The following is a 12,741-nucleotide window of genomic DNA, read 5'->3' on the forward strand; positions in this document are numbered from 1 at the left end:
GAACTGCCCCTGCCTTGCCAGTTGCAGCCCTGCAACAACAATCGTGGGCTCACCAACTGAGCGCGCCCGTGCTCACGACAACGGCAAGCCCTGAATTGCTGACGATCGAGGCCAACACGGGCATGCCAGCCGGTGCAGTTGGAACCCTTGTTTCGGCCCTGATTGATTCAGACGGAGACCTGCAGAATTTCAGCGATGGCGATGGCGATTCACCCGCTATTGCCATCATCGCCACCAACCTTGCCGATGGAAGTCTCTACTTTTCAACCGACAATGGCAGCAATTGGGACAATGTTGGCACGGTGTCAGAAGACTCGGCACATGTACTCTATGCCGATAGCAACACCCGCCTGGCCTATGTTCCTGCCGGTGACTACAGCGGCACGATTAGCGATCTAATTACCTTCAAGGCCTGGGATCGCAACTCACCGATCAGCAGCTCACCATCCCAGATTGGTAGTACGGTCGAGACTGATTCCACTGCTTGGAACGTCAGACTCTCTTCAAATGACGACAGAGCATACGTAGCAGCATCAGCTAGTGGATTAGTAATCATTGATGTCAGCGATCATACAAACCCATCCATCACAGAAACCGTCGCTCTAGACAGCGATACCGCCTCAGCTGTTGCCGTTGACGATGTTGATAGCAATGCTGCCTACGTTTACGTTGCTGAATGGAAAAGTGGGCTGAAAGTCGTTGATGTCCATCCCCCCCTGGCATCAGTAGTTGGAAGTTCCGACAGGAACAATGAAAGAGCTGGCGGGGTCACCCTTTCATCCAACAAAGAGACTCTTATCTTGACTCGCGATGGCAATGGGATTGAAATTTTCGACGTAACGGATCCAGAGAATCCAAACTTTCTAGATTCTTTATCTCACAGAGGGAAAGCCAGAGGTCTCGTTCTTTCTTCAGATGACAGCACTGCCTTCATCGCAGCTCAATATGGTGGATTAGTCATCGCCGACATCACCGATCCAACTTCGGCTTCAGCGGTGAGTTATTTCGATCCCGACAATAATAGTGGCAATGACAACAATGAAGGCGATGGCAACGCCCGAGGCATCGCAATCTCACAAAACAATCAAACCGTCTATTTAGCTGACGGTCATAATGGTCTTGTGATCGTAGACGTAACCGACCTCGACAGCCCCACACTTATCAATTCTCTTGATCTCGAAGGGCATGCAGAAAGCGTGACACTTTCAGAGGATGGCAACACCGCCTTTGTGGTCACTATCAATGAAGATTCCTCAGTAAAAATTGGCTTGCATGTAATTAATATCAGCAATGTCAGCACAACTGTTGCGCCATCACTCGTGGGTTACTACGAAACGTCGGGCGGTGCCAGAGGCATCACTATTTCAGGGGATGGAAGTACGGCTTTCGTGACCACAGATGACGGATTGGACATCGTTAAGGTTATTGATGAAATAGCCAATGGTGCTCATTCGATTGACACAACACAGGCTTCGCTATTCTCTAGTGCAAGTGATACCGTCCAAATAATAGTCGAGAGCACAGATACCGACACTGACACCGACACTGACACCGACACCGACACTGACACTGACACTGACACTGACACCGATACCGATACGCCCGACAGTCTGCTCCTCTACATCCAGTCCAAACTCGAAAAAGTCAAAGCCAACGCCTCTCTGGCCCTTAGCTCCAACACCCTCTCTCAAACAGTTCGTTCAGGTTTCACGAGTTCAGGCATCACGCTTGCCGACAAAGTGATCAACTTTGGGCTCAACCTTGAGGAGGATCTAACCCATACGAGCATCAATTTCAACCTTAACCTGATCGCCTCCAATCTCGGGCTATCGAACACACAAGGCAAGCGAAATCCCACCAAGAAAATCATTCATTACATCATCGATGGCAATGGATCCCCATCCAACGGCCACTACGACCCCATCACCGGAACAGGTGCTCGCTCGTTTGATATCGATGGCGACGGCATCGCTGATCGTGTCATACATATGCACATTGATGGCAAACGCGGTGATCACGATGGAAAGAGCAATGGCGTGATCAATGCGGGTTCCACACTCGCCACCGTTGATCTCACTCCTGTCTTCTCGAAAACTGAACATGGCTTGATCACCCTCGCCGACTCTGACGACAGCACTAGCCCTGCTGTATTGAACCTTCAGGCGCTTCTCGGCGCACGCGGCAACTCAGTCGAATCCATCGGTTACGTCATTCTTGATGCCGATGAACTCGCCAACGCTGATGCCATCCTTGCCGATCTCGATCAACTCAAGAACCGTGCTGTCAGCCTCTTCTGCTCACTGGAAGATACCGATGTCACTCTCCATGAAGCATTCATCTTCAAGCGGTCATTGCAGCTTCTCAATGGCCAAAGCGTTCAATTTTTCTCCGTGAAGGATGCACAACTCAGTGATCTAACCTCCCTCAGCGATTCACGTTTCTCCTTCCTCGAACAAGCCATCACAACGGACGGTTCGCTCTCCATCACAGATGGGAACGCGATCGATCTTGTCCTCACGCAGCAAAACACTGATCCTGGCATCGAGGCTCTTATCGCTCAGCAGCAGCAGTTCTCAGCACCAATTCTCGATTTCACAGCGTTCACCAATGACGAAACAGTCACCGGTGTGCTGCAAATGGGTCGAGAAGCAAATTTTGATTCACTCATCGGCTTCTATCGTGTCCTCGACACCGCTGGCAGCGTGACTGCTGCTGATGGCTCTCTACTCACACCCGGAGATAACGGTTACACCAAGGCCGCTTTACGCAAAGCCAACCGTGTCGCAGAACTCGACAATCTTGCCCTAGACGACGACACAACCGCAGACACTGATCTCAGCCTGAGCGAATTCAGCTATCTCGCTCCCTATGCCAAGGTCAATGACAACACCTTCTTTGCCTTTGATGCGGCCAATGCCGATGGGCTCTCACACTTCCGTTCTTTCGGCCAAAACCTCATTGGCCTAGAAGACACCCTCGGTGGTGGTGATCTCGATTACGACGACTTCATCCTCGCCTTTAATTTCAATGCACAAGCGACCACCTGATCCAGGCTCGTAGGGGGCAGATCACAAAAGCAAGCTGAGGTTGGCATTTGGCACGCACGCCAACCTCAGCAAACGGTGGTGCGATCCATCAACAACTCCGAGAGCTTCCACAGCTCCGCCGCCTTCTGCAGATCGGCAGCTTCGGGGCTGGTGTCCTCCACCTCGAAGTGATGCACCCCCGGGCGAACCAATGTGTTGGTGATGTAGGTGAACCCGGGAGTGGCGCTGTCATCCATCACCAGATGGGCCAGATGGCTGCCGGCGCGTTCAAGCGATTCGGTGATCCGAAACAGATCACGGGCCACCAGAGCGAAGGCAGCCATCGCCAGCGGATTGCGCCGGCGGTTGTCGCGGAAGAAACCACCACCGCTGCGCGGGATCACCAAACCGGGACTCCAGGCAATCACGGGGATCGTCCCATCCAGATGCCGGTCCAACTCCCGTGCCATCAGCAGATTGCAGAGCTTGCTGTCTTTGTAGGCCTTATCGGCATCAAAGCGGTCGCTGCCATCCACCATCCCGAAGCCGGCCCCGGCGCGCAGTCCCGCCAGATCTCCCAGGGACGCCGGCCGGCCCACCTTGCCGCCACCGCTGGCAGGGTTATGCACCTCCGAGGCCGTGATCACCAAGCGGGGGTTGGCTGACCGACGCAGCAAGGGGATCAAGCGCATCGCGATCAACTGATGGGCCAGCTGGTTGACCGCAAAGGTGAGTTCGATGCCCTGGCTGCTCCAGCGTGGTTGGCGGTCTCCGGCGTATTGGAGGCCTGCATTCAGCACCAGTGCATCAAACGACGTGTCGCTGTCGCAAAGCTGATGGGTGATGTCAGCAACAGCCCTGAGGTCAGCCAGGTCGCAAATCAAGGTTCGGACGGCGCCGCCAACAAGGGCCAACGTTTGATCAGCACTCGCCTGGTTGCGGCAGAGGATGGTGAGCGCATGCCCTTGGGCGTTCAGGAGCCTGGCCGCCTCAAGACCGATGCCAGAGCTGCCGCCGGTGAGCAAGATCCTGCCTGGTTCAGCACGAGTCATGGAGCTTGAACACATAGAGCCGAGCATCACGATCGCTCACCACATAGACCCTGCCACGGTCGGGATCGATAGCGACGCCCTCCGCTTTGCGGATGCGCTTCGGTTTGTCGTTTGGTTTGTCGTTTGGCGTGAACACCAGATCAAGGCGTTGGAGTACGGCATCGCCATGCCAGTCGTAATGGAACAAACACTGGCCTTTGTCGCTTGTGATCCAGAGGGTGTCTCGATGCCTGTCGTAACTGAGGCCAGAAAAGTCCAGTTGATCCGACCGCAGCTCCGGGTGTGAGAAACCATTCGCCTCCGATAACTGCCTCGATGACAGGATCGTGCTGCACGCCGCATCCAGTTCGATCAGCAGGCCCGGTTCAGCCTCTTTAACGACGAACACGTGCTCATTCGTCGTGTTCACCGTGATGCCTTCCAAGCCCTTGTTGTCCGGTTGATCCGGGAAGTGCTCGGCAAGACTGCTGTAGTGAGCCATCGCTGAGAGTGGACGTTGATGCAGTTCCCGGCGACTGATGATGTCAATCGTGATGAGCGAGTTGGTCTCTTCCTGCACAGCCAGGAGCTGGGTGCCGTCTGTGCTGATGGCAATCCCTTCAAGGCCCTGCGTAGGGACGAAGAAGCAGTCGTGGATCGACACGCGACCTTCGAGATCCATGCAAAAGATGGCCTTGGTGTCATCACTCACGGTGTAAAGCGCCGTGCCGTCGGCGTTCAAGCTGAGGCCCGATGGTTCATTCAGGCCGATACCGGGATCACGAATGCGATGACGGCTGATCAACTCGAGGCGTAGTTTCCCCATCAGCGACCCTTGTCGCGACTCAGTCGATTCTGGTTGCTCGATCCGGTGACATGCATGTTCTGCTGATCCGCACCTACCAGCTCCTACTCAAAGGTCTGGCCCGGGTGTTGCCCTTCCCCCGTCAGCACAGGCTGATCGGAGCCGGTGCCAGCCAGACACTGGCAGCAGAGCTGAGCAGGCGTCGCTGGCGTCGCCCCCTACTCGTGAGCGACCGCCAGCTGATGCAGCTGCAGCTACCAGCAGCGTTGATCCGGGACCTGGACACCGCTGGGCTGCCATGCAGCGTGTTTGACCAGGTACCCGAAAACCCCACCATCGCCTGTGTTGAAGCCGGGCTGCAGTGCTACCGCCGCAACGGTTGCGACAGCCTGATCGCACTGGGAGGTGGCTCAGTGATGGACTGCGCCAAGGGCATCGCCGCTCGCGTGGGCAATCCCTGGTTTCCACTGCGCTGGATGGAGGGCCTCTTCCGGGTGATCGGACCGCCGCCGCCCCTAGCGTGCCTCCCCACCACCGCGGGCTCCGGCTCGGAAAGCACAATCGCAGCGGTGTTCAGCGACCCGCAACGACACTGCAAGTTCGCGATCGCCGACTTGAAGCTGCTCCCCAGAATCACGGTGATTGATCCGATCCTGATGCTGGGCCTGCCACCAGCCGTCACCGCCGCCAGCGGAATGGATGCGCTCACCCACGCCGTCGAGTCGTACATCGGCCGCAACGGCAGCGCCTGGAGCCGGCGCAAGGCCCTCTCGGCGCTGAGACGAATTCATGCCTGGCTGTTGCAGGCCCATCGTCATGGCAGAGATGAGACGGCCCGACTGCAGATGGCTCTAGCGGCCCATGAAGCCGGTGCGGCCTTCACGCGCACCAATGTGGGGTATGCCCATGCCATCGCCCATGCCCTGGGCAGCCTTTACGGACTTCCCCACGGCTTGGCCAACGCCATCGTGCTGCCGGAGGTGTTGCGCTGGTCAAGCCCCTGCTGCGAGCGGCAACTGGCCGAAATGGCACGGGCGATCGAACTCGAAGGCATCAATAGCAGCAACGGCAGCGAGCAAGGTCTGGCACTGGCCTTCATCGCCTGGATCGAAGCACTGAAGCAAGATCTGGGGATCCCCGCCACTGTCGCCGAGCTTCGCGAGGAGCACATCCCCCAGATCAGCCGCAGCGCCCTCAAAGAAGCCCACCCGGACTATCCGGTGCCACGCCTGATGACGCAGACAGACTGCCAGGCCCTGGTCTCGCGTTTACAAGACCACAGCGACAGCCAACGTTGCGCTCAACCACCGTTGCAATAACGAACCGCTTCCGGCTTGGAGCGGCCATCGGCGACCTCAGCCTCAACACAACCGTTGAACAGCTTGCTCTCCTGCTTCACGGCACAGAACCCGAAGGCAATCACCGCGAGGGAAAGAGCGGAGACCAGCGTGGCTGAGATCTGGATCACGCCGTAGGTGAGCATCGCCCGCTTGTTGCCCTTGCACGACTGTTGTTGGCCGGAGGCGTCAGACATGGCGTTTGAAGCAGTGATCAAACCCTATGGATCCACAAACAGCACAAGCGAGTCTTAGGGGGATGGGATAACCGCACAGGGCAACGTGAGCCTGATCACCCTTGAGTTCGCGCAGCGGGGCGATCGTGAAGCCACGGTGAAGGACAACCCAAAAAACGTCACCACCGTTCTGACCTGCGTCTGCCATATCCGAGAGCCCCGTCCCCAAGACGGGGCTTTCACTTGGGCTGGCTGGGGTGGTTGCGGCGTTGCGCTCCAGCCCTGGGCACTGTTGTGGCGCACCACAAGCTGCAATCGCTAAACGGCCAGCCAGGGCCAGCGAATCCCGCAGGCTTCGAGGGGATCCATCACCAACTTGTTGAGCGCACGCCCGAGCAGCACCTGCGGTTCATCGCTGCGTATGGGAATCACAGGGTGCAGCCGGTTACCAGGCAGGCCAAAGCCCCTAACAATCCCGCGCCGAAGCAGTGAATTGCCTGCTTCTAAACCGCAGACATAGGCGCGTTCCTGGCAGAGCCCCTTAGCACCGTGTTCCTGCTCACCCATCCGCACCCAGTCTCCAGCGCAGACCACAGAAGCCAGAGACGTTTCCAGCGGTGGCCGCTTGCTGAAACTGCCTGGCGAGAACCAAGACACCGACCCCCGATAACGCCGCACCTCTTGATCCACGACCTGGGCACTGCGGAAACCAGGCTGCGCCATGGGCAGCAGATCCTGCATCAAGCAAGCAACGATCTCCTCATCGCTGAGATCTGCGATCGCCGAAGCGTTGTAGAAGTCGCTGGCAACCACCGAACCCTGAGGTGGCTGATCAGCCCACAGCGCCTGCTCCGCATCCCGCTGCAACTGATCCAACATGAAGAAGGTGGCTCCGGCACCCTTCAGGGCAGTGAAGCGAGAGAACACATTGGCGGGATCGGCAACCGGAACGTAGCGATCCAGCCACAAACGGATCGAAACCACATCGATGGATCCGAGCCTGCCGGCACGAACCAGTTCTGGCATCAAGGCACCGCACTGCGGTGATTGAGCCATCAAGGCCCCCATCCCTTTAGCACCAACCGCAAGCACCACGGCATCCACATCCTCAATCAAACCGACGCTGGCTGGTGTGACCGAACAGGTCTCCACCGAACGGATCGTGGGGATGTCATCCGAAACGTTGAGGCGCGTAGCGAGGGTGCCGCCCAGCACCTGAAGCTGATGCTCTGAACAGAGCCGTGTGCTCAGGGGCGCAAACACATGTTCAGCGATGCTTTTGGACTTGATCCAGCGCACATCAAAGGAGTCTTGATGGGCCAGGGCGTAGTAGTAAAGGAGCTCCATCGTGACGGCAGCCGACAGCTCCTCCGGCGGCTTGAACAATCCCACCAAGAGGATCGGCCGCAGAAATTCATCGATCATGCGATCACTGATCCGCAGCTGCTGAAACAGCGTCAGCGCATCGATCGCGTCGTAGTTGCGGTAAACCCGATCACTACGGTTGAGGTCGAGCATGGCGTAGAGAAGCCCCGCGATGCTGAGCCGATCCTGAACCGGGAGCCGCTTGAAGTTGTTGAGCGTGGCGAAGGCTTGACCCAGTGGACTCGGCAACAACGGCGCATCGCCGAACACAGGGGCAGTCGCCTCCAGGCCCTCGGGTGACCAAAACGCACTGGTGGTGAAGTCGGTGAAGATCGAGCCGAGCCCGAGCTCAGTGGTCAGCGCATTGATGTTGGGATAGTCCTTCCAGAAACCCCGGGTGCCAGCTTCGAACGGCTTGCCGCTTTGGCTGGTGATTGGCTCGCGACCGGTTGGATCGGCCAACCCATCGATCAGGGTGACGCGAACACCGGCCTCGCAGAGTGCCTTGGCCGCTCCCCACCCAGCCCAACCGGCTCCAATCACCACCGCGTGGGATGGCTTGTCAACCGGGGGCACAGCCTTGGTCATGGAGCTGAACTGGGTCAGCTCAACTTAGAAAGATGCCGCAATCGAGCCGTGGCTTGCCACAGCATGCAAACTGAAGCCCAAACAACAGGCAGCGGTTTCGCCGCAGCTGACGACAGATTGAACGGGAGCTCCCCTCAAGATGGTGGTGGCATGGAGCACCACCTCTGTCTATCCCTAAAGAACAACCCAAGCCCCGCCATGGCGCAACGGCTGACAACAACCTGGATAGGTTTATCGGTCTGCGCAGCCCTTGCAGCGACGGGCTGCCAACCCCAACTGCCGCAGCAATCGCAACAACAAACACGACTGCAATCAGCGGCAGCTCCTCCCTGTAGCAGCCAAGACCTCTCCACCGAAGCGCTGTTCAGCCAAACCAAGAGCGGCGTGGCGGTGGTGACCACAGACACGTCGTCTGGCAGTGCCTTCGTGATTCGCCACCAAGACGGCAACACCCTGTTGGTGACCAACTCACACGTGGTGGAAGGAACCAACACCGTCAGGTTGAAGTGGGCGGATGGAAGCCAAGACCAGGCTGCTGTGATCAGTGATGCAGGTGGTGCGTCTCCACAAACCGATCTCGCCCTTCTGAAGCTGACCGGTTTACGCGGAAAACCCCTCAACCTCAAAGCAACCAGCCCCAAAGTGGGCGCAGACATCGTCACCATCGGCGCACCCAAAGGGCTGGAATTCAGCCTGAGCCGAGGCGTGGTGAGCAGCCTGCGCGATGCCGGTGAGATTCTGCAGATTGACGCCCCGATCAACCCCGGCAATTCGGGCGGCCCGGTGCTGGATCACAGCGGCTGTGTGGTGGGTGTGGCCACCTTCAAACTGACCGACAGCGAAGGCTTGAACTTTGCAGTGGCATCGTCGGTGATCCAGGTCTTCCTCACCGATCCAACGACACGGGATGCAACGGCCAGCGAAAGCAAGCCGCCGATCGGCTTGAATCCAGACAACCCCAACCGACAGACAGCCGATATCGCCAGCTGCTGGTTCGAGCTGCAGACAGATGCAGACAACCTTCAGGGGTTTGAATGCAAGGTCACCTCACGCACCAATGCCGACGGCCACACCGTGTTTGATGTCGAGGAGCCCAGTGGTCTGAAGCGCACCGTGTTGCTCTGGGAGAACCAAACTGCCGAAGTCCTTCTCCATGGACATCGCTATGAGGGCCAGTGGAACGAAGACAGCGATGGAGACATCCACGTTCACCTCGATGGCGGCAGCTTTGCCTTTCGGCCTCGGGGCTAGAGGGATTCGGGCTGAACCCTGCGTTCGCCAACAATCAACCAACAACATCGTGAGCAGTCGGCTCAGCAAATCAGCGCAAACCAATAAGCCTTACGTTCAACACAAAGCCTTTATCGAAGCAACGGATTGGGAATACAAAAAACACGGTTCACCCGATCAACAGGGCGACGCACTGCAGCCATTCGTATCAACCGACACAAACCAACAAGGAGCATCAGCAGCACTCACAAACAGGAAAACCCGCGACAGCAGATGCAGTGATGGCAACAACAGAGGCCAACACAACAAGCCGTGAAGCAAATCGTGCACAAGCTCGGATCAGCCTTTAAAAAAGCACAGATGGCGCGCCGCCTTTCGCAGCATGAAGAAGAGCGCCCGTGAGTTGCACAGCACAAATCTTCCTGAACTGCTGAGAAGTCTCAACTGCAGCCTGGCAGTGAGCACCTATCAAGCCGGCCAGCTGCTTTGCATCGGCCATCACCAGGGTGATCTCTGTTTTGACTTCTGCAGTTTCGAGAAGGCGATGGGGATCACCCGAACACCCACCGGCTTAGCCCTCGCTGCAAAACATCAAATCTGGTCCTTATCTGGCCAGCCTGCGCTTGCAGCGCAGATCAAGCCAGCCGGTCAGTACGACATCGCTTTTCTCAGCCGCAGTTGCCATATCACCGGTCCAGTGATGGCCCATGACATCAGCTGGTGCAATCACCGACTCGTGTTCGTCAACACGCTCTGCAACTGCCTCGCCTCCATTGAAGGCAACTGGAGCTTCACGCCACTTTGGACGCCACCGTTCATTGACGACTCCACACCTGGAGATCGCTGCCATCTCAATGGAGTAGCCATCACAGAAGACGGCAGCGCACCGGCCTACGTCACCATGCATGCCGCCACCAACCGCGAAAACGGATGGCGTGAACACAAAACCAATGGTGGCGTAGTGATGGAGGTGAGCAGCGGCAACATGCTCTGCCAAAACCTGTCGATGCCGCATTCGCCCCGCCTGCATCGCGGCGAGCTGTATGTGCTCAATTCAGGCGAAGGTCAGCTGCTACGGATTAACAGACACAACGGTGATCGAGAGGTGATCGCCGAACTGCCTGGCTACACCCGCGGCCTTGACCTGATTGGCAACACCGCCATCATCGGCCTATCGCGCATTCGCGAAACCGCCGTCTTTGGCGGACTCCCAATCACCACCAAGCATGATCAATTGCGCTGTGGCATTGCCTTCATTGATCTGAGCTCAGGATCGCTGCAAGGGTTCTGCTGGTTTGAAACCGGCGTGGAAGAGCTGTTTGCCGTCACCACAATCCCTGGATACCGCAGCCCAATCGCTGTTGGCCCCAACGCTAAAGCAGACGAAACAGACGACAACAGCCAAACCATCTGGGCCATACCTCCACCAACACCAGCGAAACGCACCTAACAAAAATCAGGATTCACATTTTCAAACCACACGATTGAGCCAATCACAATGACTTCATCAACCCCATTCCTCGTTAAAAATATCTATTCAGCCGGGTCATCAAATCCCAGTAATTTTTCAGTCGCTGGTAGCCATCTATATTTTCTGGCCAGCGATGAAGCCGGAGAGTACCCAGACACCAAAGCATGGAGAACGGATGGAACAACTGCAGGAACTGAATTAATCTACGACGGTGATGTCGACGGCAAGACTGACTTCCCTTCAATTGACGGCAATGAAACATTTTTCTCGGCTAGCGACGGCACGCTTCACAAAGCAAGCGCCAACCAAAGTTCAGCTACTCAAATCACTGGCTCAGGCGACCCTTTCCCCTATCAGAATTATTCTATAGCAACAAGCAATACCTTCTATTTCAAGACCGAAGCCGAAGGGGGGCTCTATGAACTATGGAAAGTAGAAAGCGGAGAAACGGAAGCAGAGGAGGTGCTATCCGAAGGAAATTCAATCACAGGTTCGCGCAATTTCGTTGCACTCGATGATACTATTTTTTTCACTGCAACTGATGCCGATACAACCAATACCCTCTTCTATCGCACTACAGATACTACTCCGGTGTTATACGACGGCGGCAATATGCGCGCCATGGAACTCGCCGTCGTCGGCACAACGCTTTACTTCGTGGCGCAAGACAGCGACGAGAGCTACCCCTTATGGAAGATAAATGGGGAAGAGCCTAACAACGCCGGCACCCAGGAAGAGCTCGGCCTAGAGAATGTGAATTACCTTACGGCAGTTGGGGATAAGTTATTTTTTATAGCCAGTGACCCATCAACATCATATGGCCTAGAGTTGTTTTCAACCGATGGCACACCTGATAACACAAATATTGTCAAAGACATTTCCGTAGGAACTGGGGATTCGAACCTAGCCAACCTAACCGCCGTAGGAGACAAGCTATTCTTTGAATACAGGGATGACTTTGGCCATGGGCAATTATGGGTGTCAGACGGGACGGAAAGCGAAACGTACCTGCTCAAAGAAGATTTTAATGACGAGCTGAGAAATTTCACAGTAGTTGGAGATTATCTTTTCTTCATCGGATCCACAGAAGACCACGGATCTGAATTATGGAGATCAGATGGAACGGAAGACGGAACTTCAATGGTTCTCGACTTCAACCCCGGAGCAGCCGACGGCGTGATTACCTCTAACGTGAGCGACGTCAGAACTTTAGCAGCTCTTGGCAATACACTGTTGTTTAGAGGAAACAATGGGAACGATGATATCGAGCTCTGGGGCTATTCAACTGGCATTGAGATAGATACCGATACCGATACCGATACCGATACGGATACGGATACGGATACGGATACAGATAGCGATACGAAAACCGATACCAATCCATCAGACAAACTCAACGTCTATATCCAATCCAAACTCAACAAGATCAAAGCCACAGCGTCCCTTGTCCTCAGTGCTGACACCCTCTCCAAATCCACACTCGCAGCATTAGTCAAACAAGAGATCTCCATCTCCAGCAAAGTGCTGGAAATGTCGCAAAACCTGGTGGACGATCAAACAGAGTCCAACCTGCATTGGAAACTCGCCACCGTCGCGCCCAACCTCAACCTTGCCGGCAGCAATGGCGAACGCAGCAAAGATAAAAAGTTCCTCTACTACAACATCGACGATCAAGGCGCTCTCTCCTCCTTTAACTACAACCCCATCACCAG

11 protein-coding genes are annotated in these 12,741 nt (G+C 56.1%); 7 read left to right on the plus strand and 4 right to left on the minus strand.

Going from position 1 to position 12,741, the window contains the following annotated elements:
* Positions 1-14 precede the first annotated feature (14 nt).
* Positions 15-3,047, plus strand: a complete 3,033-nt coding sequence (locus DXY10_RS02210) for a hypothetical protein (RefSeq protein ID WP_244281893.1) — start codon at positions 15-17, stop codon at positions 3,045-3,047.
* Positions 3,048-3,112: 65 nt separating this feature from the next.
* Here the strand turns inward: DXY10_RS02210 and DXY10_RS02215 are convergent, their stop codons facing one another.
* Positions 3,113-4,078, minus strand: a complete 966-nt coding sequence (locus tag DXY10_RS02215; protein ID WP_115015656.1) for an SDR family NAD(P)-dependent oxidoreductase — start codon at positions 4,076-4,078, stop codon at positions 3,113-3,115.
* Positions 4,065-4,883 carry an SdiA-regulated domain-containing protein gene (locus DXY10_RS02220; protein WP_115015659.1) on the minus strand — a complete coding sequence of 273 codons (819 nt, stop codon included), beginning with the start codon at positions 4,881-4,883 and terminating at the stop codon, positions 4,065-4,067. Before DXY10_RS02220 ends, DXY10_RS02215 begins: the two co-directional genes overlap by 14 nt.
* 50 nt (positions 4,884-4,933) lie before the next feature.
* Between DXY10_RS02220 and DXY10_RS02225 the strand changes: the two genes are divergently transcribed.
* A complete protein-coding gene (locus DXY10_RS02225) occupies positions 4,934-6,181 on the plus strand; it encodes an iron-containing alcohol dehydrogenase (protein WP_115015662.1) in 1,248 nt (415 codons plus the stop codon).
* Here the strand turns inward: DXY10_RS02225 and DXY10_RS02230 are convergent.
* Positions 6,163-6,396: a hypothetical protein gene (locus DXY10_RS02230; protein ID WP_115015664.1), complete on the minus strand. Its 234-nt coding sequence runs from the start codon at positions 6,394-6,396 to the stop codon at positions 6,163-6,165. The two genes, DXY10_RS02225 and DXY10_RS02230, sit on opposite strands and share 19 nt — an antisense overlap.
* A gap of 85 nt (positions 6,397-6,481) precedes the next feature.
* Here DXY10_RS02230 and DXY10_RS02235 point away from each other — a divergent pair, with 85 nt between their 5' ends.
* A complete protein-coding gene (locus tag DXY10_RS02235; protein WP_115015666.1) occupies positions 6,482-6,697 on the plus strand; it encodes a hypothetical protein in 216 nt (71 codons plus the stop codon).
* Here DXY10_RS02235 and DXY10_RS02240 read toward each other — a convergent pair.
* Positions 6,694-8,328 carry an FAD-dependent oxidoreductase gene (locus DXY10_RS02240; protein ID WP_115015668.1) on the minus strand — a complete coding sequence of 545 codons (1,635 nt, stop codon included), beginning with the start codon at positions 8,326-8,328 and terminating at the stop codon, positions 6,694-6,696. The genes DXY10_RS02235 and DXY10_RS02240 overlap by 4 nt on opposite strands.
* A 48-nt stretch (positions 8,329-8,376) precedes the next feature.
* Here DXY10_RS02240 and DXY10_RS02245 point away from each other — a divergent pair, with 48 nt between their 5' ends.
* The 4 genes from DXY10_RS02245 to DXY10_RS02260 all read left to right on the plus strand — a co-directional run.
* The gene (locus DXY10_RS02245; RefSeq protein WP_170955665.1) at positions 8,377-9,579 is read left to right on the plus strand and encodes a S1C family serine protease; all 1,203 of its coding nucleotides are present in this window, start codon (positions 8,377-8,379) and stop codon (positions 9,577-9,579) included.
* A gap of 49 nt (positions 9,580-9,628) precedes the next feature.
* Positions 9,629-9,874, plus strand: a complete 246-nt coding sequence (locus tag DXY10_RS14415; RefSeq protein ID WP_170955666.1) for a hypothetical protein — start codon at positions 9,629-9,631, stop codon at positions 9,872-9,874.
* Between the two features lie 66 nt (positions 9,875-9,940).
* The gene (locus DXY10_RS02255) at positions 9,941-11,008 is read left to right on the plus strand and encodes a TIGR03032 family protein (RefSeq protein WP_115015674.1); all 1,068 of its coding nucleotides are present in this window, start codon (positions 9,941-9,943) and stop codon (positions 11,006-11,008) included.
* 48 nt (positions 11,009-11,056) lie between these two features.
* Positions 11,057-12,741 (plus strand): DUF5050 domain-containing protein (locus DXY10_RS02260; protein WP_198412986.1); only part of this gene is annotated, 1,685 nt, incomplete at its 3' end.

The sequence above is a fragment of the Synechococcus sp. UW140 genome (assembly GCF_900474295.1).
GTDB lineage: Bacteria > Cyanobacteriota > Cyanobacteriia > PCC-6307 > Cyanobiaceae > Synechococcus_C.